This is a genomic window from Actinoalloteichus caeruleus DSM 43889 (assembly GCF_000429185.2).
Classification (GTDB): Bacteria; Actinomycetota; Actinomycetes; order Mycobacteriales; family Pseudonocardiaceae; genus Actinoalloteichus_B; species Actinoalloteichus_B caeruleus.
In genome coordinates this window covers 729206-751404 of sequence record NZ_AUBJ02000001.1, presented here as the reverse complement: position 1 = coordinate 751404, position 22199 = coordinate 729206, and the positions used below count along the sequence as shown (strand labels likewise).

The following is a 22199-nucleotide window of genomic DNA, read 5'->3' as shown; positions in this document are numbered from 1 at the left end:
CGGAGTTCCCCATTCGTGATCTCGCCCGCCTTGGTTCGGGCGTTCTCCGTGGGTCGCTCAGTGGGCTCGCGGTCGGAGGAGGAATGTTCCTCGTGGTGCGTTCGGCCAGTGGCGAGCGCTCCTACTCGCAGGTTTCCCCACTCGCGGGGCAGGCGGGTTGGGGACGACGTGCGCTGGTCAACCCTCCGGCGGATCCTTCATTGACAGTCACCGCGAGATCACTTAGGGTCGCCGGTCGACTCATCGCGAGCGTTCCCCACCATCCCGCTACCGGTCCTGAGGCGGATGTGCCGCGAATTCCGTTCAGGCGTCCGAGGAGATGACGACGATGGCGCGTGCCCCGTGGTTTCCCACGCTGGACCTGGGTCCGGAATGGGCGTTGCTGGAACTCCTGTGCCCCGGCCCCTTGGAGGGGCATCGGCGCGCGATGTTCCTCCGCCTGCTGCGCGGGGGTGTCCACGGGGGCGAGCTCGTGGAGCAGGCGATGCGCCACCGCCTGTTGCCGGTCCTCGCGGACTCGTTGCGGGATGAGGAGGTCGCGGACCTCGTCCAACCCTCGCTGCGGTCCGAACTCGTGGGCGCGCTGATGGCGAGCCGGCGCCGGAACGCGACCCTGGCACGGGTGGCCGGGTCGGTGTGCCGTGCGCTCGGGGAGGCGGGCGTTCCGGTGGCGGTGACCAAGGGCGCGGCTCTCGAACCGACCGTGTACGGCGGTCGCGGGTGCCGGCGGATGTCGGATGTCGACCTCATGATCCACCCCAGGCACCGGGAGGTGGTGTCGCGGATCATGACCGAGGCCGGCTACGTGAACGGTCTCTACGACTGGCGGGAACACCGGATCGCGCCGCTGCCCAGGGACATCCAGCTGACCTACCGGTTGAGCCCCGACCACCTGCCGCACTACCTCAGGGTGGACGAGGACGGCGGCGTCATCGCCGTGGACTTCGCGAACTCCCTGACGTGGGCCGCCAGCGACCACCAGGTGGACATGGACGATGTCCTGGGCGTCCTGGTGCCGGTCCGCGCCCTCGCGGGTGAGGTGGAACTGCCCACGCTGGCGCCCCGGTTCCAGTTCCTGTTCACCGCGCTGCACCTGTTCCGCGAGTCCTGGTTCGAGGCGAGTGTCGAGCGGGGGAACGACCGGCTCCTGAAGTTCGCGGACCTGCTGCGGCTGTGGCGCGCCGACCACGCCGACATCCTGGAGGGGCTTCCGGAGGTGGTGGTCCGCTACGACCTGGGGGCCCTGCTGGGCTGGGTCCTGGTGCACACCGACCGCACCTTCGGCACGTCGATGGCCGAGGAACTCGGGGTGGCCGGTGCCGTCTCGGAGGGCTGGTTGGCGAGCGCGCGGGCCAAGGGTGGGCGCGGCCTGGTCTGGACGGGGACGATGCGGGAACGCCTCCACGCCCGGGACCGTCAGGGGCTGTTCGCCCCGGCTCCCGCCGCCCCGGTGTCCTCGGCGCCCTGATCGGGAGGGCCGGTTCCCGCTCCGGCGTGGTCCCGCCGGGGAGGGAGGTGGTCCGCCTCGTTCACCGTGCGGACGACGGGTGTTCCGAGCCGGGGTACGAGCACGCGGCTGACCGAGGTGTGCCCCAGCCGGTGGACGAAGGTGTCCTCGGTGCCCCGGACGGCGGCGACGTAGGCGTTGATCACGCCGGTGTGGCAGACGACGGCGACGGAGGCCGAGGGGTGTTCCCTGGCGATCGCCGTCATGGCCGCCGCCACGCGGAGCCGGAAGGCGGCGAGGTCCGGGTCGTCTCGTTGGGTGGCGAGGCGACGAGCCCACGCCCGCCACCGGGGTTCGACGGCGCCGGCGGCGGTCGGGGCACCGTCGTGTCCGAAGTCGAATTCGGCGAGGTCGTCCCTGGTGGTGATGGGCAGTCGGAGCCGGTCGGCCAGCGGCCGGGCGGTGTCGACGGCGCGCCGCAGCGGGCTGGAGTAGATCACCGAGATCGGGTGTTCCGCGAGCGCCTCGGCCATCAGCTCCGCCTGGCGGGTCCCGAGTTCGGTGAGGGCGGGGTCGGTCACGCCCTGGTCGGCCGCCGCGCGCTGGGGGCGGGCGTGGCGAATCAACAACAGTTCCGTGGGAGCGTCGTCGTCCACGACCGCGACGGTAGCACCGGCGCCGTCCGGCACCGGGTCGTCAACCAGTGCCCGGTTGGCGAGGGCCGGGCCCGACGGTCCTTCGGCGATATGGCGCGATCGCCCCCTCGGCTGGTGCCCGGTCGGCCGAGTGCCCGGTCGGGGCAAGCGCGGCCCGCCGGGCCGGCGGGGCCGGGAGGGGCGGCGTGGCCTGGTCCGGAGGGAGCAGGGGACGGGCGGCCCTCCCCTCGCGGATCTCGCCCGCGTCTTGACGGGGAGCGTGGCCTTCGACGAACGTAGCCTGTGGTCGCCTGACCACCCAGCGCGACCGCGCGCTTCCGGCGGCCCGGTTCGGACGGGTGGACGAGGCAACGGACGGAGGACGGATGACCTCTGGTGGGAAGCTCGACGCCGGTCCGGTCGTGGCCCCCTCCCAGCACGGCGGGGAGCCGGCCGCCGACCAGGTCGCCGTCCGGACCGTCACGACGCCCGTCGCGGAGTACGAGATCACCCTCGGTGGGACGCTCGACGGTTTCAACTCCGCCGCCTACGTCACGACGAACAACGAGAAGACCATGATGGAGGCGCCGAGGTTCCAGCCCGACCGGTTCCTGCGGCTGGAGAACATCGGGGGCACCGACGTCGTCAACCCCCGCGTGGTCATCAACGGCAGACGTCAGTGGCACACCGCCGAGGACCTCCTCGACTCGATCCTGCGGCCCGGCATGAGTGATCGCGAGAAGGCCTTCGCGCTGTTCCGGTTCTTCAGCCGGATCGACGTGCAAGCCCACAACAACGACCTGCGGGTGGACGAGGTCGTTCCCGACCCCGACGCGGCACCGGGTTCCAACACGTTCCGGGAACGCGCCGATCCGATCAAGGCCGTGAACTGCTACTACCCGAGCGGGTGCATCCTCTCCGCGGCCAACCTGGTCATCATGGCCCGCCGGGCCGGGCTGCCAGCCCGGCTGCTCGCCGCGGCTCCCCTGGAGGGCCCCTACGACCAGCACGGGGGCGCGGAGATCGAGTACGACGGCTCCTACCACTACTTCGATCCCGAGGCGCGTACCTTCTTCCTCCGCCGGGACAACGAGACCGTGGCCTCCTACGAGGACATCCACCGGGATCCGGCGCTGGTCCTGCGCACCCACGCCCACGGTTTCGCGGCGCGGGACTGCAAGGGCGCGTTCATCCTGCTCTACCGGGAGCACTTCCCCCCGTACCAGGTCCCGGTGGAGCAGTGGACGCACCGGATGGACCTGCGCCTGCGGCCGGGTGAGGAACTGGTCTACCGCTGGCGGCACGAGGGCAGGTACCGGTACGGCAGGAACCCGCGTCGGGCCCCGGGGGTGCCCTACCGGTTGGCCAACGGCCTGTTGCGGTACTCGCCCCCGTTGCGCGACCGGGTGTACCGGGACGGCATCGTGCAGGAGGTCAACACCGCGATGTCGTCCCCGGGCGCGCGGTTCCAGGGGCTGTGCGCCATCCTGGCCGGTCAACCCGCATCGGTGACGTGGAAGGTGGAGAGCCCCTACCCGATCGTCGGTGGCAGGGTGCTGGGCCGGTTCGTCCTGGGCACCGAGGGGTACTGCGAGGTGGACGTCTGCGTCGGCGCCTCCTGGGAACGTGTCTGGGTGGGCGAGGGGCGAGGTGTCCTCGACGTCGCGGCGGACGTCAGCCCGGTGTTGGATCCGCTGACCTCGCCGGCGATCTACTCCTACTACGTGCGTTTCACCTTCGGAACGTTGGAACGGCCGGACGCCGTCGGTCTCCAGTCGGTGCGGCTCGAGTCGGATCTCCAGATGAGCCAGACGGCGCTGCCGGCGTTGTCGGTCGGCCGCAACGACGTCGCGGTCCGGACGGACGGGGTGGGCGGGCAACGCGGGGGGATGCGGTTGCGCGTCTCGCACGGGTGGAACGAGAGCACGGAGTCGGCGCCGCCGGCCGCGCCGGTCGAGGCGAGCTGGCCGCCGGACGGTGCCGTCGTGGCACTGCCGGAGTTGACCGAGCTCACCTGGGTGAACGCGGTGCCGGACGAGGTCGCCGACCACCACGTCGTGGTCAGCACTCGGCCGGACTTCCTCCTGCCGGTCTCGCCGAACTTCGACCGCCTGGTCTTCGCGGCGGAATCCCGGTGGAAGGTGGCCCGCAGCTTCCTGCGCCGCGGCGTCACCTACTACTGGCGGGTCCGGTCGCGCAACCACTGGGGTTGTTGGAGCGACTGGGGCCCCACCTGGCGGTTCACGGTGGCCGCGTCGGGAAGGCCCGGCGATGGCTGAACCGGTGCCCGGTGGTGGCGCGGCCGGGGACGACGCGCTGCGGATGCTGGTGGTCTCGTCGTTCACGGCCACCCCGGTGCGCACGGCGCTGGAGTTCTGGGGCCGGCGGCTCGGGGTCGATGTCGAGCTGGCGTGGGGTGCCTATGGCCAGGTGTTCCAGGAACTCCAGCTGGTGCGCTCCGGGAGGTGCCCGGAGGTGGTGGCGGTCCTGGTCCGGTGGGAGGACTTCCTCCCCGCCGGCGACGACGAGGCGGCCGGGGTTGTCGCCGAGGAGTTGGGCGCGGCGGTCGACGCGGCCGCCCGCCGCGCGCCGGACAGCGCGTTCCTCGTCGTCAGCTGCCCACCGTCGCCCCCGGCCCTGGCCGATCCGGCGCGGTCGCGGTCGTTGACCGTGGCCGAGGAGGTGCTGTTACGACGCTGTCCTCGAGCGGAGAACGTCACCCACGTCGGGCGGGACGAGGTCCTCGACCGGTACCGGGTGTCCCGGGTGGACGACGGTCTCACCGACGAGTTGGGGCACATCCCCTACACGCCGGAGTTCTTCGCCGCCCTGGGGACGACGCTGGTGCGGCGGTGGTACCTCGGCCGCGTGGTGGAGCCGAAGGTGCTGGTCGTGGATGGCGACGGCACGCTGTGGGACGGCGTCCTGGGCGAGGACGGCGTGTCCGGTGTGGAGGTCGGACCCGCTCGGCGGGAAGTGCACCGGTTCCTGGTCGAGCAACGGCGGGCCGGCCGCTTGCTGTGCCTGTGCAGCAAGAACGACCGGCGCGACGTCGAACGCGCGTTCACCACCGTCCCGGGGATGGTGCTCCGGCGGGACGACTTCGTGCGCGTCCGAGCCGACTGGTCACCGAAGTCGGTGACGGTCGCCGAGCTGGCGGCGGACCTCGGTCTGGGGCTGGACACGGTCGTGTTCGTCGACGACAGCCGGGTGGAGTGCGCCGAGGTCCGCGCGCGCCACCCGGAGGTCCGCACCGTCGGCCTCCCACCGGAGGCCGAGGGGGCGCTGCGGACGCTGCGGCACTGCTGGCCGTTGGACATCGGTCGGCCCACGGCCGAGGGGAGCCGCCGGACCGAGTGGTACCGGCAGGACGACCGGCGCCGGGAGCTGCGGGACCGCTCGGCCACGTCCCTGGCCGACTTCCTCGACCGCCTGGGCCTCGAGGTGACGATCCGACCGCCAGGGCCGGCTGACCTCCCCCGCATGCTCGAGTTGACCCGCCGCACCACCCAGTTCACCCTCAGCGGGCGGCGGTGGGGCGCGGCCGAGCTGACCGCGTGCCCGACCGGCGGTCGGGTCGTCGACGTCCGTGACCGGTTCGGCGGCTACGGCACGGTGGGTCTGATGCTGTTCTCGACCGAGGGCACGGTCCTTTCGGTCACCGGTTTCCTGCTCAGCTGCCGGGCGCTGGGGCGCGGGGTCGAACACCGCATGCTCGCGCACCTCGGTGAGGTGGCGCTCGCCCGTGGCCTCGACGAGGTGCGTCTCAGCTTCGCGGACACCCCCCGGAACCTGCCGGCGCGGCGGTTCCTGTCCGAGGTCGCCGTTCCGCACCCGGACACCGGTTGCTCCGGCTACGTCCTCGGGGCGTCGGCCGCCGCCCACGTCCGGTTCGACCCGGACGGTGCGCCGCCGACCGGAGCCCCGCTCGCCCCGCCCGGACCGAAGCCCGCACCGGAGGCCAGACCACCGGTGGGCCTCCCGTGGTTCTGGGACGACCCCGGGGACATGCCACCAGGGTTGACGACGGCCGACGGGATCCGCGAGGCCCTCGGTGCCGAGCTGTGGGCCGACACCGTTCCCGCCGACACCGTGCCGGACGACGAGCGCGCCGTGGTCCGGATCTGGACGGAGATCCTCCAGTTGCCACCGGACGGGATCGACGGGAACTTCCGCGCGCTGGGTGGGGGGTCGCTGGAGTTCGTGCAACTCGTGGCGCGGGTCTACGACGAGTTCGGCGTCGAGCTCCCCGTCGACCCGCTGCTCGACGATCCTCCGACCGTCGCCGACCTGCTCTCGATGATCCGGCGACCGGACACCGCCGGTGCGGTGCTCTCCGACGAGGAAGGCGTTCCATGGATCGAGTGACGCCGTGCCCGGCGGGGGCGGTGTCGCCCCGATGACGCCGGGTGGGCCGCTGCTGGGGCACCCGAGCCGCGTCGAGGCTTCCGCCGAGTGCGGCGCGTGGACGGTCGACCTCTCCGCCGACGCGTTCCCGTTCCTCGCCGACCACCGGGTGGGCGGGGCGGTGGTCCTGCCTGGCGCGGCCGTCGTCGAGATGGCCTCGGCCGCCGTGGCCGCCGCGACGGGTGATCGGCCGTCGGCGCTGGTCGACGTCCGCTTCGAGCGGGTGTGCCCCCTCCCCCGGGTCGGTGCCCGGCGCCTCCGGACCGCGCTGACGTCCGACCAGGACGGCGGTCACACCGCGTCGGTGACGAGTGGGAGCGGGAGGCGTTGGACCCACGCCACTGTCCGGTGCGCGGCACGAGGCGGGACAACGCGTCCGCTCGACGTCGCCGGCCGTCCGAGCTGCCTGCGGGGCATGGGGGGTGGCACGGCCGGCGACGGGTTCTACTTGGGCCTCCGCGCGGCCGGCAACGACTACGGGCCGGCCTTCCAGCTGGTCAGGCACCTGTGGCGGCGGGGCGGCGAGGCGGTCGCGGCGGTCGGTGCTTGCCACGGCGCCGCCGAGGTGCCTTCCTGGTGGGCCGGTCCGATGTTCCTCGACGCCGCGATCCAGGTCGTGGCGTCGGCTGGCCTGGACGGCCAGGCCTTCGTGTGGGTCGGCTGTGATCGGGTGTCGTTCCACGGTGCGCCGGCGGACGGCGACCAGGTGTACGCGCGGGTGCGGGGCGGCGGTGACGGCGGTGACGTGGTCGTCGGCGACGCCGTCCTGCTGGGCCCCGACGGGCGGCGGGTCATCGAGGTCACCGGTGCCCGGCTGCGCCCGCTCCGCTCCGGACTCGCCACCCGGCGCGGCACCACCGTGGACCCCGACCGGGCGCGGGTGCCGACGCTGGCCGTGGCGTCCACGTTCCCCGCCGCTCCGCTCGCCGCGCGACTCGAAGCGGAGCTGGCGGCGGCCGGCGTCGCGGTGCGGGTCGTGGTCCACCCCGAGCCCGGGACGGTGTCCGAGCTGACCGCCCCCGGCGGTCCCCTCGACTCCCGTCGCGGTGACAGCGGTGTCCTGCTCGTCGGCCCGGGCGGTGAGGGGGACGGGAGGGCCGGTGAGGAGGAGGCGCCCGGGAGGCGGTTCTCCCTGCCCGGGGTCGGCGAGATCCTGCACCTGCACGACTACGAGACCGAGTACCTCTACGACGAGATCTTCGTCCGCAACGCCTACCTCCGGCACGGCGTCACCCTGCGTCCGGGCGACACCGTCTTCGACGTCGGCGCCAACATCGGCATGTTCACCCTGTTCGCGCACCAGTGCTGTCCCGACGTCCGGGTGTACGCGTTCGAGCCCGCCGCGCCGGCCTTCGCCGCGTTGCGGGAGAACTGCGCGCGGCACTGCCCCGGCAGCCGGGTCTTCAACCACGGGATCTCCGACAGGGACCAGGTCCTGCCCTTCACCTTCTACCGCAACTCGACGGTCTTCTCCGGCTTCGACGCGGACGCGCGGCGCGACGCGCGGACCATCCGCACGGTCGTCGAGAACGCCGTCCGCGCGCGGGTGGGGTCCAGCTCGGTCGACATCGGTCCGATCGTCGACCGGCTGTCGCGGGACCGCTTGGTGTCCAGCGTCCACGACGTCCCCACCACGTCCCTGTCCGCCGTGCTCGACGAGACGGGTGTCGATCGGGTCGATCTGCTGAAGGTCGACACGGAGGGTTCCGAGGTCCCGGTCCTCGGCGGGATCGAGGACCGGCACTGGGGCCGCATCCGGCAGGTGGTCATGGAGGTCCACGACGGGGACGCCTCCGTCGTCGCCGCGTCGTTGCGGAGTCGTGGTTTCGACGTCCTCGTCGATCCGCAGGAGGACCCGCTGCGTGGCACGCCGCTGCTCACCGTCTTCGCGCGCCGGCAGGACCGCCGGGTCGACGGCCCCCCACCGCGTCTGGCGGCGCCCGACGGGATCGGTCCGTCCCGTCGACGCGTGTCCGGGCTGGCGCGGGCCGTGGCGGCGCTGCGGTCCCGCACCGGTTCGCCCTGCGTGGTCGCGCTGTGCCCGTCGCCGACCGCGACGGGCTGGGACGGCGAGCGGGAGGGGGCCCGGCGGTCCCGCTCGGGGCTGGCGGCCGAGGTGGTGGCCGCCGTCCCGGGGACGCGGGTGATCGGCCCCGGCGAGGTCGTCGAGGAGCGGCGGGACGGCGACGGCGGGGACGACGACGTCTTCTTCGCGGCGCTCGCGAGGGTGGTCGCGCGGGCGTACCTCGGCGTGCGCGGGCCGGGTCGCTGATCGTCAGACCGGGCCGTCCAGGCCGGTGGTGTCGAAACGTCCCTGGTCGCGGAAGAGCCGCAGGGACGCTTCCGCCTGCGGCATCAGCGGCTGCGGGGGGTCGGCGCGGGGAACCCACCGCACGAGGGCGGCCCTGTCCGGTTCGGCCGCGTACGCCTGCCCGTCGAACCGCCGGGTGAGGAAGGTGAAGGTCACCTTCTCCGACCGGGTCGGTGGCCGGTGGTGGGTGACGCTGCTGAAGACGAGGTCGGTCGGACTGGTCCGCAGCCCCACCTCCTCCCGCAGCTCCCGGACGGCCGCGCTGACCACGTTCTCGCCCGGCAGCACGTGTCCACCGGGCAGGTTCCAGTGCCCGGTGAAGCTGCCGCCGGTGAGTTGGATCAGCAGCACGTCCTCGTCCCGGAGGGCGAGGACGCGCACGTCCACGAGGGCGCGTTGTCGTTCCGAGCTCATGTTCCTCCACCTTCCAGTGCACGGGTGACCCACGTCCTGACCTCGTCGGGGACCAGGGCGGCGGCCACGGCGCCGGGTTCGGCCGCCAACACCTCCCACGCCCGCTGGTGGTCGGCGCCCGCCGTGGGACGCAGCCACACCAGGAGGACCCGCCGGGCGAGCAACCGGGGGATGACGGACTCCCGGGCCGTGGTCGTGGTGAGCTGCTCTCGGAGCAGGATCTCGATGGCCACCCGGTTCAGTCGGACCGCGACCGCCTCGACCTCCCGCAGCCCGACCTCCCGGGCTCGGGCGTTGAGGCGCTCCCGCGTCCCGTCGCTCGTGGAGAGCGGGACGATGACCGCCACCACCGCCGTCGCGCGGTCACCGCGCACCGGGGTCGTTCCTCGTCACCAGCCAGGAGCCCATGACCAGGGCGTCGAGGCCCAGCCGGACGAAGCTGCGGATGGCGTCGCCGGGGGTCCGGACGATGGGTTCGTCCGGGCCGTTGAACGAGGTGTTGATGAGCACGGGGGTGCCGGTCAGGCCGTGGAACTCGGTGAGCAGCTGGTGGAAGTGCGGGTAGTCCCGGGCGTCGGCGATCTGCAGCCGGGCCGTCCCGTCCACGTGCACGGCCGAGGGGATGCGGTTCGCCAGGCCGGGGCGTACTCGGGCGGTGGCGAGCATGTAGGGGTACACGCGGGTCCCCGCGGGGTGCAGTTCGAAGTAGTCGGCGGCGTCCTCGGCGCGTACCACGGGCGCGAGGGGGCGGAACTCCTCCCGCTGCTTGATGAGCGCGTTGATCCGCGCGGTCATGCCGGCCTCGGCGGGGGAGGCGATGATCGATCGGGAGCCCAGTGCCCGGGGCCCGAACTCCATCCTGTCCTGGAACCAGCCGAGGACGTGGTCGTCGCGCAGCAGCTCCGCGGCGGCGCGGTACCTGTCGGGGACGGCGGCGACCGCGAAGCGCGTCTCGGGCAGCTCGCCGGCCGCCCGGGCGCGCGCCAGGGCCTGGCCGATGTCGTCGTCGGAGAACCGGGGGCCGAGCAGCGTGCTGTGGTTTCCCCCGGTCGGCCGAACCCGGTCGGACAGGTGGAGCGCGCCACCGAGGCTGGTGCCGGCGTCGTTGGCGGCGGGTTGGATGAACACCTCGTCGAACAGGTCCGACTCGATGATCCGCTGGTTCGCCAGCGCGTTGAGCGCCACGCCGCCGGCCAGGCAGAGCTTCCGGCTCCGGGTGATCCGCCGGGCGTGGGTGGCGTAGCCGAGCACGACCTCCTCGAGCACCCGCTGGGTGGCGTGGGCGATGGCGCGGTGACGGTCGGTCAGGGCCTGGTCAGCCGTTCGCGGGGGCCCGAACGCGTCGACCATCCGACTGCCGAACAGTCCCCGGCGGTGGCTGGGACGGCGGTGGTGGTCGAAGTAGTCCAGGTCGAGCCGCAGACGTCCCGTGGCGGTGTCCATGCTGACGAGCCGGCGCATCGCCGGCACCAGGTCGGGGCCGCCGTGCGCCGCCAGCCCCATCACCTTGTACTCGTCCCGTTGCGGCCGGAACCCGAGGAAACGGGTCAGCATGCTGTAGAAGTAGCCGATCGAATGGGGGTAGGTCACGGCGTGCCTGCGGTCGAGACGGCGGCCGGCCGCGTAGACGCAGGCGGTCTCGTACTCCCCTCGACCGTCCAGGGTGATGACCGTGGCCTCCTCGAACGAGGACACCAGGAAGGCGCTCGCGGCGTGGGCGACGTGGTGGCGCACCGGCGTCACCGGCACCGGGCGCACCCGGCGCCGCGCCTGGCGGAGGGTGGTGCGCCGCTTGTCGAACTTGGCCAGGTCCGACCGCAGGCTGCCCAGCGAGAGCGGGAACGTGTGCCGCGCGTTCGTCACGGGCAGCAGGAGTTGGAGCCGGGGGTCGACGAAGTAGGCGACCCGGGTGAGGTCCGCCAGGCGCAGCCCCGCGGCTTCCAGGCAGAACTCCACCGCGCGTTCGGGGAAGACCTTGGTCTGCTTGACCCTGGTGAACCGCTCCTCCTCGGCCGCGGCGAGCACCCGCCCGTCGACGACGAGACTGGCCGCCGAGTCGTGGGTGCCGAAGTTCAGGCCCAGGACCGCGGTCACCGCCGCACCCCTCCCTCTACCGGGGCGTCCGCCGCGGCGGCACCGCCGGTGAGGGGATCGGGTGGCCAGTCCAGCCCCCAGGCCTCGAAGTGGCCCCGTTCCCGGGCTGGGTCATAGCGTTCCCGGGTCGCCGCGAGCACCCCTTCCCAGTGGTCGACGGACGACACGGTGACCACGGCCCTGCTGACGTCGGTGTGGTTGAGCACCCAGGCCAGTGGAGTCGTCGCGGGTGGACCGCCTGGGCCGGCGCGCGCGGTCAGCCGCCCGCGCCACAGCGGTGCCATGCCCAGGAACGGCAGGCGGCGGCTCCTGAGTTCGGGGAAGAACCGCCGTGGCCAGGTTTCGGCCGGCGAGAACTGCGCGGCCACTCCCGTCACGGACTCGACCGCCAACGCGGCCGCCAGGTGCTGGGGCGAGTGGCAGTAGGCGAAGGCCTCCGCCACGTCGCCCGTCGCCAGCACCTCCTCCGACGCCTGGGCGTAGAACGCGCGCACCCGCGCCGGGTCGGACAGCGCCCCCAGGTCCTCGGTGCCCTTGAGGTCGATCTCGAGGACGGCGGCGTGGACCCGCGACACCTCCAGGGCGTGGAGCGATCGCTCGACGCTCCGGCGCGCGGCTGATCGCGGCGCCGGCCCCTGGGTGATCGGGCTCTCGACCTTGACCGCGTGCCTCAGTGGTGGGCGGTCCGCGCGTTCCCACGCGGTGCGGACCGCCCACTGGGTGCCCAGCGCGGGATTGGTGTGCACCCAGTCCAGACCGTCGGAGAGGGCCCGGACGAGAGCCGTCACCCCAGGCTCAGAGTCCTTCCCGGGCGACAGCCGCCCTGCCACGAAGGTGCTCGTGCCAAAGCAGACGCGGTCCATCAATCGCCTGCCTCGGCCTCACTCGCCCGTTGGGCTTCGAGCTGGTCCCTGGTGAGGATCTCGCGGAAGTGGACGATCTGTTTCTGGGGGCCCACGACCTTGTCGAACCGCAGTTCACCGAGCTGGGGTCGGTAGTGCCGGCGGTCGGGGAAGTCCACGTCGAACCGCGGACCGTCCCGGTAGTCGGTGAGCTGGCGGATCGTCGCCAGCTTCTCCTCGTAGCTCATGCCCCAGAGCACCGGGGGGTTCTTCTGGCTGATGCAGATCGTGGCGAGCCCCTGGGGGCTGATGCGCAGTTTCTTGCAGCCGCCGCACGGGTAGTCCCAGGTGAACATCGCCAGCACCGCGACGCGAACACCGGAGTCGCCGATCTCGTAGTAGTTGTAGCTGGGGTTGTCACCCTCGATGGATGATCTGGGGATCGGCTTCAGTTCACCGATGTCCCTGAGCGTCGCGAGGATCTGCTCCTCGTCGACGAACTCGTTCCGCCAGAAGTCCTCACCCTCGTCGGACAGCTGCGCCGGGTTGCTGGGGAAGAACTGGTTCAGCTTGATGGCCAGTTTTCCCTCGTGACCCTGATTGTTCAGGTCGTGCGCGAAATCGACGAACTTCGGCAGTTCCTTGAGGGTGGAACGCATCGTGACACAACTGATCTTGGTGAGGGTGGGCAACTTCCGGACGGACTCCTCGATGCTCTTGACCGTGTCGTTGAAGAACTGCGCCCGGGTGAGGAACGCGTTCTGCTGTTCCTCCAGCGTGTCGAGGCTGACGATCACCCGGGTGAGCCCCGCGTCGACGGCCTCGTCGATGAACCGGTGCAGCCGGTAGCCGTTGGTCGTCACGATCTGCTGGGTGAACCCGATCTCCTTGGCGGAGCGGAGGATATCGACGAAGTCACGCCGGACGGTGGGCTCACCGCCCGTGTAATGCACCCGCCGGATTCCGACCTCGTGGGCGGCCCGCTGCACTTCGATGAGCTCCTGCAGATTCGCCTGGGTGATGACTCCCTGCGGCCCAGCGGGGAGGCAGTACTTGCAGCGAATATTGCACCGAGACGTCAAGCCGATTCTCAGGTTCCAGCTCCGCCGTCCCGGCGCTGAACGCCCATCCATCACCTTCATGCGGAATCCCCTAGAGTGTGGGTGTTGGGTCCAGTGCCGCGGAACGATCAAGCACGTGCGATCAACGCTAACACCGAGTAGCTACCCGAACAACCCATGTCAGTGGTTTTACCTATTCGACTTCCACCAATGGGCGCACTTCGGGTGGACAGGCACCGGGACCAGTACGTTTCGCCTTGTGGAACGGTGGCGCGTGCTTACCGGCGCCACCTGGCGCAACCCACTCCGGAAACTCCTACCAAAACCCTGATTTCGGGCGATATCGAACCGCGTTCCGTTCCGCGAAGCGGGGGAATTCACTCTGGTCGTAATGGCGGAACGGGCGCGCGGCCACCACCACGACGGCGGGCCCGGGCGGGCCGCCGTGCCACCAGGTCAGGAGGGAACGGCCGGGGGTCGGCGGTCGGTCGCGATCCGATGCCGCGACCGACCTGGCACCGTCGCCGTTGGTCCGTCCTCGGGTGTCACCGCCTGACCCATTCGGAGGACCCGTCGGAAGGGATGTGGGGAGCGACGCCGGGGAGGTTCATCCGCAACACCATCGAGGCCACCATGATCAGATCCCACCTCGGGACCGGGACCGGGAGATCGTTCAGGGCACCCACCAGCTCGGGCCAGGTCAGGTCCGGGTCGGCGCCGGTCTCCAGGGCCTTGACGAGTTGGGCCGACCGCGTCAGGTCGTCCTCCGCGCTGTCCCGCAGCGCACCGAGCACGGCCTCCCTGGCCGCGTCCGGATCGAGGGTGACGGCGGGGTGGGCGGCGTGGAGCCCGTCGGCCAGGGCCCGCACCACCTCCGTGGCATCGCCGTCCCAGGACGCGGCGACGCTGGTGAGGAGCTCCCGTCGGGCGTCCACGTCGAGGACGATCCCGAGCTCGCGGATCATGTCGATCGGCTCGTCGGGCGAGTGGATCAGGCTCAACATCGGGAGCGGGCTGGACGCGACGCGGCGCAGACCGTTGGGCTGCTTCTTGCCCCGGTAGCCGTTGCCCTTCAGGTTGCGCAGCCGCACGGTCGCCGGGGGGTTCGAGGAGGAACCGCCGTTGCGGAACACGACGAGCAGGCAGGGGGTGGCGCTCATCAACGCGTCGATCACCCGGAACCTGTCCAGGGTGGCCGCGTTGCCCTGGAAACGCCAGATCTCCCGGGTCATGTGCCTGGTGAAGTCGAGGGTTCTCGCCGCGACCGGGCGGAACCCGTGTTCGGCGAGGAAGTCGAGGCACGTCGCGATCCGGCGGCCGACCACCGCATCTGGCTTGAAGAGCACGGTCACGGCGCCGTTGAGGAGGTCCGGAACCCGGTCGACGAGCTCGGACAACTCGTCCCAGGTCTCACGGAAGTAGATCTCGTCCGCATAGGCCGCCACCTTCGCGGGCAGTGTGGTCAGTGCCGACCAATCCGTGGGTGACGACATCGGATTCCGCGTCCCTTCCCGCCCCGGGGCTCCCGGAAGCGAGTCTCGACATGATCACGCATTCTGCCATGCTGGGACCCGCCAACGGCCTCGTCGGCGGGGCCTCCGCCCGCCGGTTCCCGGCAGGAGGGCTCGGATCCATGCGCGCACGTTCCGCCGCACCTGACCAGGCCGGCCCGGCCGAACTCGACTCCCTCGTCCGGAGGTACGGCAGTCCGCTCTACGTGTACCGCCTCGACTCCGTCCGCCGCGCCCACGCTGATCTGCGGTCGGTGCTCCCGGAGCCCTCCGTCCTCTACTACTCGTTGAAAGCGAATCCGCATCCCGCCCTGGCCGCCGCCCTGGCCAAGGCCGGGTGCCGCGCCGAGACCAGTTCCCGTGGCGAGCTGGACACCGCCTTGGACCGCGGGTTCTCCCCTGCCGACTGCCTGTACACCGGCCCGGGCAAGACCGACGACGAGATCCACCACGCGCTGTCGGCCGGGGTACGTCGCTTCTCCGCGGAGTCGGCCGCCGAGCTGCACCGCCTCGGAAGCGCCGCGCGGGCCCTCGGCACCGAGGCGTTCGTCCTGTTGCGCGTCAACGGAACCGCCGCCGGTACGACGGGCCTGCGGATGACGGGAGCGGCATCGCAGTTCGGCGTGGACGAGGCGCGGGTCCGGGCCGCCCCCGGGGAGTTCCTCGCCGTGCCGGGTGCCCGCCTCGTCGGGGTCCACCTCTACCCCCTGAGCAACGCCAGGGACGAGGCCAGCCTGATCGCGGCGTTCCGGTCCAGCATCGCCCTCGCCGCGCGGCTGCGCGATGACCTCGGGTTCCCGATGGGAGTGGTGGATCTCGGTGGCGGGTTCGCCGCACCGTACGGCGGGCCGGGCGCGCGTCCGACCTACCCGGCCCTCCGCCAGGCGCTGGAGGAGGACCTCGACGCGCGGTTCCCGGGGTGGCGCGCCGGCCGGGTCGAGGTCGCCTTCGAGTCGGGCCGTTACCTGGTCGGTGACAGCGGTCTGCTGGCCGTCACGGTGCGGGACGTCAAGACCAGCAGGGGCCAGGTGTTCGTGGTGGTGGACGCTGGGATCAACCACCTCGGGGGCATGTCGGGGCTCGGTCGGTTGGCCCGGGCGGGCATCACCCCCGAACCCGCCGGCGCGCCCACCACCACCGCCTCGCTGGTCGGGCCGTTGTGCACCCCGGCCGACGTCCTCGGGCGCGGAGTGGCCGTTCCCGAGGTGGGCGTGGGTGGCCTGCTGTCCATCCCCAACGTCGGGGCCTACGGGCTCTCGGCGAGCCTCCTGGCGTTCCTCAGCCGGCCGGTTCCCGCCGAGGTCGTCGTCGACGGGGGCGCGGTGGTCGCCGCGACCCGGGCGAGGCTGATCCACGAGTCGCTGCCCGTCGCGGACGGGGAGGCGGGGGAGGCGTGACCTCCGCCGCGGTGCCGCTCGGCGGGCTACCGCGGCCGATCCGCCGGTGCGGTACCTCGCCGGTGGCGGCACGGCGCGCGGCGGGCAGGGGATGGTGCCCCAGCGTCGGCCGGGGCTCATTTCCGCCGCAAGGCGATGGCGAGGGACTCCAACGACCGGTGCGAGCAGAGGTCCTGCCAGGACAAGCCGTCCCAACCTCGTGCTCCGAGCCCGCGCAGGATCGACGGGAGGTGGCGGGCAGCGCCGCCCGCCGCCAGGTAGCTCAGGCGCGGATCGACCGCCGGCAGTCCGCACAGGCGACCGACGATCTCGACCAGGTCACGCAGGGCGGGTGCCCTCTCCGGGCCGTCCTCCCTCGGCGCCGCTCGGCCCCGGCTGAGGGTGATCTCGTCGGGCACGGCGAACCCGGGCACGTCCAGCATGGCCAGGGCGGCCGTGCGCACCGCGTCGACGGAGTGGGCGGTGGACGTCGTGAGGTGGGCGTGGAGGCGCGTACCTCGGTCCCCCGCCACGAGGCGGACGTCCACGGACTCGACTCCCACCAGCGAGGCCAGCACGGCACGCACCACGTCCGGGGCGGTCCAGCGACCACCGTCCAGCCGGGTCCAGCGGGGCGAGGCGGTCCGCCGCCGGTCCGGTCCGCCGCTCGCCGCCGTCGCGGACGGGACGGCGGCGCGGTGCAGGAGCGCGGCGCAGCGGGCGAGCACGGCGCGGAGGGCGGCGACGTCGGCGTACCGTTCGTGGGCGTAGACGCCGATGCGCAGCTGCCCGGGCTCGCGCCACACGTAGAGCAGGAAGTCGTCTCCCGGGGTGCGGTCCCCCTCGTACTCGTCGAACCCGGTGCCGCGTCGGAGCTCGTCGGCGGGATCGGTGAGGTCCTGGGGTGCGACGGCCCGGCGACCACGGCTGTCCACGAAGTTGAACCAGAACGGTGTCTCCACCCGGACACCCCGGGTCCGCGAGACGTGGTGGGCCTCCTCGTCGATCATGCGGTCGCCGAACGCCCGCGCGCGCAGGGACACGAGGAGCCTCCGGTACAGCTCCGAGGACGCCGCGAGCAGGTCACCGTCCGGTGCGAGCCCGGAGGCGGGCAGCAGCGTCGTCACGGGTTCGTAGCAGACGGAGGATGACCCGGTGAGCGGTCCCGCGCGGTCACCGAACACCTGCCAGGCGAGCGCCGACTCGTCGACCAGGTCGTGGGCGAGGGCGCGGGAGACGGCCGCCAGGAGGACGGCGGAGTGGGGGACGCCCCACTCCTGGGACAGCCAGGAGAGGCAGCCGTCGACGGCGGGCGAGGTCAGGGTGACGCCGACGCGGCGGGCCGCTCGCGGGTCGCTGGCGCCTCGGAGGTTGGCGGCCACGGGGAAGGGCGTGCTGGGCAGGTCGCGCAGTATCCGCCGCACGTGTTCGCGTGCCCTGGCGTCGAGCCGCCGACCCCGGGGGCTGTCCTCCTCCGCCCACCACTGACGTGGCCCCCTCGCCTCGGGTAGCCCCGCCGAGGGCGCCCGCCCGCTGGCCAGGTTGTCGAGGACGACGGGGATCTCGTGGTCGAGGACGGCGCACCCCTGGAACCCGGCCACGAAATGGTGCACCACGGCGACGAGCACGTGGTCGCCGGAGGACCGGCGGCCGAGGAACCACCGGACCGGCCACTCCTCGTGGAGGTCGAAGGGCTGGTGGGCCAGCTGGTCGAGTCCGGACTGGAAGCCCTGGGGGGCGCTCTCGCCGAGCACGAGGTCGGGCCGTGCGCGCACGACGTCCTCGTCCACCGGGTCGACCACCTGCCGCACCCCCCGCTCGGTGTCGCCGACGAGGCGCGTTCGCAGTGCCTCGTGCCGGGACAGGACGAACCGGACGGTCGTCTCGACGAGCTCGTCGGTCAGCGCGGTCGGGACGGCCCACCACCGGGACCGGGCGAGGTGGACGGGTTCCAGGCCTTCCATGTTCGTCCACGCCGAGGCCTGGCCGGACGTGAGGGGGAACGCGTCGCGCGGGTCGGCCCTTCGTGGACCCGTCGCTGGCACGGGCTGACCGGGAACGGGTGTCGCACTCTCCACGGATGCCCCCGTGCTGTCCGTCGTGTCGGTCACCGCGACCCGAGCCCATTGGTAGCGGCGCCCGTCCCGGCATGTCAAGCGGTACGGCGGCGGGTCGCCCTCCATCGCGGGCGCACCGCGGCAGGCGCCCCCGGCGCCCCCGAAGCGGCTGTCCGATCCGCCGCCCGGGTGCGGGTGGGCCGACGGGTCGAGGCGGCCGCCCGCCCGCGACCGGTTCCGCTGGTGCGCGGCGCCCGGTGCCGGGGCGGGGCCGGGGCGAGGCCCGGGCCGGGCCGGGGCACGCCTACTCGTGGGTCACTCCGTACGCGCCCAGCTGGGCGCGGTAGAGCGTGGCGTAGACGCCGTCCCGAGCCATCAGATCCCGGTGTCGTCCCTGCTCGACGACGCGGCCGCCGGCCAGGACGAGGATGTGGTCGGCCATGCGCGTCGTGGAGAACCGGTGGGTGATGAGGATGGTGGTGCCGGCCCCGCCGGCAACGCCGACGTGCCGCGCCATCCGCTCGTACAGCTGGTGCTCGATCCGCGGGTCCAGGGCGGCCGTCGGTTCGTCGAGGAAGGTGAGCGCGGCGTCCGGGCGCATCATCGCGCGGGCGAGGGCGAGCTGCTGCCACTGCCCACCGGACAGTTCGAGGCCGTCGTACACGGCGCCGAGCTGGGTGTCGAGCCCGCGCGGCAGGGCCAGGACCAGCTCGCCCGCCCCCGCCCTGTCGACGGCCCGCTCGACGGCCTCCCGGTCGTCGAGGTGCTCGACGCGGCCGACCCCGATCGCCCGACCCGCGGGGAGGGCGAACTCGGCGCCGTCCTGGAAGGCCGCCGTGACGCGGTCCCGCCAGCGCGCCGGCGCGGTCTCGTCCAGGTCGACGCCGCCGACGGAAATGGCCCCGGTGGTGGGCCGGTACATGCCGGTGAGGAGTTTGACGAGGGTCGTCTTGCCGGCGCCGTTGTCCCCGACGACGGCGACGGTGCTCCCCTGCGGGATGTCCACCGTCACCCCGGAGAGCACCGGCTCCTCGGTGCCCGGATAGGTGAAGCCGACGTCCCGCAGCCGGATTCCCCCCGACGGGGACGACGGGAGCTCGACGGTCCCGGTGGCTTCGTGCTCGGCGGAGTACCGGCGCAGCCACAGGTACTGCTCGCCGCAGTGCAGCGACTCGGCGAAACCGTCGAACTGGTCCGCGGCCTGGGCGAGCTGCGCCCGGAGCTGGCCAGCGAGGGTGATGAAGAGGATGAGGTCCCCGAGGGTGGCGTGGCCGCCCACGACCAGCCAGGCGACGAGGCCCAACGCGGCGAGGTACCCCAGGGTGTGGATCGCCCAGCCACCGAGTTTCCACCCGAGACCCCGCGACCTGGCCCGGTACGCGGTGTCCAACGCCGCGTCCCACGCTCGGTCGGCACTCGCGGCGACGACGTCGACGGCTCCCGCGAGCCGGAGTTCCCGCGCGCTGTGGTGGCTGGTCGCCATGCCGTGCAGCCGGGCGTCGTGCCTGCGCAGTTCCGCCGTGGCGGCCGCGGCCGCCCGGACCGGGCGCTGCGCGCGGTGGACCGCCCAGACGGGCGGCACGGCGAACAGCACCAGGAGGACCAGCGCCGGGTGGACGCCGAACAGCAACCAGCAGGACAGCCCCACCTGGACGGCCACCGTGGCGAAGGTGACGAGTTGCCAGGGAGCGAACGCCAGTGACCTGGTCCCCCGGAGCAGCAGCGAGAGCCGATCGAGGTAGTCGGTGCGTTCGAGGTGTTCGATCGTCGGCACCGCCGTCACGGTCCGCAGGACCTCGGCGCTGACGAGAGCGTCGACGCGCTCGACGACGTCGGCCTGGAGGTTCGCCTTGGTGCGCAGCACCCCGCTGATGACCAGGTTTCCCAGGCCGCCGAGCAGCGCCGCGGCGAGCACCCCGGCGAGCACCCCGTTCGTGGCCGAGTCGGCCAGGTGCCGTTGGGCGACCGAGACCAGCGCGAAGCTGGCGGCCTCCAACGGCGCGAGGAGGGCGATGAGGAGCACGACGCGGCGGTGCGCCCGCCAGTGGAGCGTGACGAGATGCCGCCAGACGGCCCACCGCGTCGTCATGTGCCGACCCCCTCCGCGTCGTTGCCGGCGGTCGATGGGGAGTTCTCGGCGAACCGTGCGGTCTGGAGGCGGTGGAAGTCGTGGTACTCGCCGCCGAGCGCCAGCAGTTCGTCGTGGCTGCCCTCCTCGGCGACCCGCCCGTCCCGCAACAGCACGATGCGGTCGGCGTGCCGCACCGTGGACATCCGGTGCGAAACGATCAGCACGCTGACCCCCCGCGCGAGGTCCCTGACCTGGCGGTGGAAGTCGATCTCGGTGCGCACGTCGAGGTGGGCGGTCGGTTCGTCGAGCATGAGCAGGTCCCGGCCGTGGTGGACGGCGAACATCGCCCTGGCGAGGGCGACCTTCTGCCACTGGCCGCCGGACAGGTCCCGGCCGTCCGTGAGGTCCCGGGACATCGGGGTGTCCAGGCCGAGGGGCAGCGCACGCGCGATGGCGTCCACGCCGGTCGCGGCGGCCACCCGCGTGATCCCGGCCCGGTCGTCGCGGTGCTCGGGCGCGCCGAGGGCGATGTTGTCGGCGAGGGTCAGCGGGTAGCGGTTGGCGCTCTGGAACACGACGGCGATCCGCCGGCGCCAGTGGGTGGGGTCCAGAGCGGGGAGGGGGGTGCCCCCCACGGACACCACTCCCGCATCCGGCTCGATCAGCCCGCCGAGCATCGTGATCAGGGTGGTCTTGCCGGCGCCGTTGCGCCCGACGACGGCGAGGACCTCACCGGGGCGGATGTCGAGGTCGAGGCCGTCGAAGACCTTCTCCTCGCCTCCGGGGTAGGTGAACGTCAGGTCGCGGACCTGGATCCGGGGCGGGCTCGGGACCGCCGTGTCGGGAGTCGGCGCCGGGTGTTCCTGGTCGGTGGGGAACCGGGCGCGCAGCGAGTCGAGGGCTCCCACCGCCGCCCGGCCGTACTCGATGTCGAACGCCTCGATCCCCATCGCCCCCATCTGCAGGACCGCGAACGCGGCGACGACGCAGGAGAACAGGGCGCTGTGCGGGAGGTCCGTGCCCAGCACCGTGAGCCCGGGTACCAGCAGGGCCGCGGCGCCGGCTCCGAAGCCGAGCAGGTAGATCCAGTGCTGGCGGGAGAGGATCGACAGCCGCAGGGCGCGCAGGGGTTCGGACCAGCGGCGCTCCTCGTCGACTCGGACCGAGGTGAGCCAGCGGGAGAGCCCGAACAGCCGGATCTCCTTGGCCGCGGCGCCCTGCGAGCCGAGGCGGTCCCAGTAGCGGACGCGATCCAGGTGGGGTTGCCTCTCGGTGTCGGCGTGGGCCAGCCGCAACCACTGGCGTCGGATGGTCGCGCGCATCAGCAGCGACGCGAGCAGCAGGCCCGCGGCGAGGGGTGGTGAGACCTGGGCGACGACGGCCGCGCTGGCGAGGGCGGCGACCAGCCGGAAGGTGAGGGTGAGCTGGCCCGTGGCCGCCCGGCCGGGGCTGCGCCGCGCCCCGTGCCCGATGTCCGACGCCCGGGACACCAGGGCGGCGACGTCCGTCCTCGCCAGGTGCTCCACTCCGAGCGGACGGGTGGCCAGCCGCCGCACCTCGCCCCGGATCCGGCCGTCGATCCGGCCCGCGACCAGGAACTCGACGTCACCCCGGACGGACAGCGCGGCCTGTTCCACCAGCAGCAACGCGGCGATGGCGGTGAGTGGCAGCGCCAGGGTGGACGGTGGGGCGCCGAGGGCGCTGACGTCACTGATCCGGGAGACCAGCCAGCCGCCGCACAGCGCGATCGCGGCGGGCGCGAGGGCGGCGGCCGTGTGCGACGACAACAGGACCGCCAGCGGTCCACGATCGCCGTGGAGGAGCGCGAGGAGGCGGAACCGTTCGACCGCCAACATCCGCCAGCGCGCCGTCGCGGTCCGGGCACCCTTCACCACGGTGGACGTCACCGATCCCGGTCCTGGTCGGGTTCGCCGGGTCCACGAACCCCTCGTGGAACCAGGCCGCCGACGGTG

General features: G+C 72.7%; 15 protein-coding genes. 5 read left to right on the top strand and 10 right to left on the bottom strand.

Annotated elements, in window-relative coordinates; translation table 11 throughout:
• The first annotated feature begins 319 nt into the window (after positions 1–319).
• Positions 320–1468, top strand: coding sequence for a nucleotidyltransferase family protein (locus G443_RS02965; RefSeq protein ID WP_035291655.1), 1149 nt, complete (start codon positions 320–322; stop codon positions 1466–1468).
• Here the strand turns inward: G443_RS02965 and G443_RS02960 are convergent.
• The gene (locus tag G443_RS02960) at positions 1417–2103 is read right to left on the bottom strand and encodes a histidine phosphatase family protein (protein WP_162147287.1); all 687 of its coding nucleotides are present in this window, start codon (positions 2101–2103) and stop codon (positions 1417–1419) included. The two genes, G443_RS02965 and G443_RS02960, sit on opposite strands and share 52 nt — an antisense overlap.
• A gap of 365 nt (positions 2104–2468) precedes the next feature.
• Here G443_RS02960 and G443_RS02955 point away from each other — a divergent pair, with 365 nt between their 5' ends.
• The 3 genes from G443_RS02955 to G443_RS02945 are packed head-to-tail and all read left to right on the top strand — an operon-like array spanning position 2469 to position 8761.
• Positions 2469–4361: a hypothetical protein gene (locus G443_RS02955; RefSeq protein ID WP_026418133.1), complete on the top strand. Its 1893-nt coding sequence runs from the start codon at positions 2469–2471 to the stop codon at positions 4359–4361.
• Positions 4354–6450 carry an HAD-IIIC family phosphatase gene (locus G443_RS02950; RefSeq protein WP_026418134.1) on the top strand — a complete coding sequence of 699 codons (2097 nt, stop codon included), beginning with the start codon at positions 4354–4356 and terminating at the stop codon, positions 6448–6450. The genes G443_RS02955 and G443_RS02950 overlap by 8 nt, the downstream gene beginning before the upstream one ends.
• 31 nt (positions 6451–6481) lie before the next feature.
• Entirely contained in the window at positions 6482–8761 is a 2280-nt protein-coding gene (locus G443_RS02945) for an FkbM family methyltransferase (protein WP_155886070.1), read from the top strand.
• Between the two features lie 3 nt (positions 8762–8764).
• Here G443_RS02945 and G443_RS02940 read toward each other — a convergent pair whose 3' ends face one another.
• The 6 genes from G443_RS02940 to G443_RS02915 form a co-directional block, all read right to left on the bottom strand.
• A complete protein-coding gene (locus tag G443_RS02940; RefSeq protein ID WP_051313734.1) occupies positions 8765–9214 on the bottom strand; it encodes an NUDIX domain-containing protein in 450 nt (149 codons plus the stop codon).
• Positions 9211–9588 (bottom strand): hypothetical protein, encoded by a 378-nt coding sequence (locus G443_RS02935; protein WP_026418135.1) that lies wholly within the window; start codon positions 9586–9588, stop codon positions 9211–9213. The genes G443_RS02940 and G443_RS02935 overlap by 4 nt, the downstream gene beginning before the upstream one ends.
• A complete protein-coding gene (locus G443_RS02930) occupies positions 9578–11308 on the bottom strand; it encodes a carbamoyltransferase family protein (protein ID WP_051313735.1) in 1731 nt (576 codons plus the stop codon). Before G443_RS02930 ends, G443_RS02935 begins: the two co-directional genes overlap by 11 nt.
• On the bottom strand, positions 11305–12096 hold the full coding sequence (locus tag G443_RS02925; RefSeq protein WP_026418136.1) for a hypothetical protein: 792 nt from the start codon (positions 12094–12096) through the stop codon (positions 11305–11307). Before G443_RS02925 ends, G443_RS02930 begins: the two co-directional genes overlap by 4 nt.
• Positions 12097–12170: 74 nt before the next feature.
• The gene (locus G443_RS02920) at positions 12171–13283 is read right to left on the bottom strand and encodes a radical SAM protein (protein WP_253860107.1); all 1113 of its coding nucleotides are present in this window, start codon (positions 13281–13283) and stop codon (positions 12171–12173) included.
• A gap of 473 nt (positions 13284–13756) precedes the next feature.
• Positions 13757–14656, bottom strand: coding sequence for a nucleoside-diphosphate kinase (locus G443_RS02915; protein ID WP_162147289.1), 900 nt, complete (start codon positions 14654–14656; stop codon positions 13757–13759).
• A gap of 188 nt (positions 14657–14844) precedes the next feature.
• Here G443_RS02915 and G443_RS02910 point away from each other — a divergent pair, with 188 nt between their 5' ends.
• Complete coding sequence (locus G443_RS02910; protein ID WP_051313775.1) at positions 14845–16119, top strand: type III PLP-dependent enzyme domain-containing protein; 1275 nt, start codon at positions 14845–14847, stop codon at positions 16117–16119.
• A 116-nt stretch (positions 16120–16235) separates the two neighbouring features.
• Here G443_RS02910 and G443_RS02905 read toward each other — a convergent pair whose 3' ends face one another.
• From G443_RS02905 to G443_RS25285, 3 genes are all read right to left on the bottom strand, one after another.
• Complete coding sequence (locus G443_RS02905) at positions 16236–18062, bottom strand: condensation domain-containing protein (protein ID WP_026418139.1); 1827 nt, start codon at positions 18060–18062, stop codon at positions 16236–16238.
• A 397-nt stretch (positions 18063–18459) separates the two neighbouring features.
• A complete protein-coding gene (locus G443_RS02900; RefSeq protein ID WP_035291657.1) occupies positions 18460–20244 on the bottom strand; it encodes an ABC transporter ATP-binding protein in 1785 nt (594 codons plus the stop codon).
• Entirely contained in the window at positions 20241–22133 is a 1893-nt protein-coding gene (locus G443_RS25285) for an ATP-binding cassette domain-containing protein (protein WP_051313737.1), read from the bottom strand. The genes G443_RS02900 and G443_RS25285 overlap by 4 nt, the downstream gene beginning before the upstream one ends.
• Positions 22134–22199 lie beyond the last annotated feature (66 nt).

Coding starts and splice junctions, on each gene's coding strand:
- G443_RS02965 (WP_035291655.1), top strand. CDS start 320: ATGACGACGATGGCGCGTGCCCCGTGGTTTCCCACGCTGGACCTGGGT.
- G443_RS02955 (WP_026418133.1), top strand. CDS start 2,469: ATGACCTCTGGTGGGAAGCTCGACGCCGGTCCGGTCGTGGCCCCCTCC.
- G443_RS02950 (WP_026418134.1), top strand. CDS start 4,354: ATGGCTGAACCGGTGCCCGGTGGTGGCGCGGCCGGGGACGACGCGCTG.
- G443_RS02945 (WP_155886070.1), top strand. CDS start 6,482: ATGACGCCGGGTGGGCCGCTGCTGGGGCACCCGAGCCGCGTCGAGGCT.
- G443_RS02940 (WP_051313734.1), bottom strand. CDS start 9,214: ATGAGCTCGGAACGACAACGCGCCCTCGTGGACGTGCGCGTCCTCGCC.
- G443_RS02920 (WP_253860107.1), bottom strand. CDS start 13,283: ATGGATGGGCGTTCAGCGCCGGGACGGCGGAGCTGGAACCTGAGAATC.
- G443_RS02910 (WP_051313775.1), top strand. CDS start 14,845: ATGCGCGCACGTTCCGCCGCACCTGACCAGGCCGGCCCGGCCGAACTC.
- G443_RS02905 (WP_026418139.1), bottom strand. CDS start 18,062: ATGGAAGGCCTGGAACCCGTCCACCTCGCCCGGTCCCGGTGGTGGGCC.
- G443_RS02900 (WP_035291657.1), bottom strand. CDS start 20,244: ATGACGACGCGGTGGGCCGTCTGGCGGCATCTCGTCACGCTCCACTGG.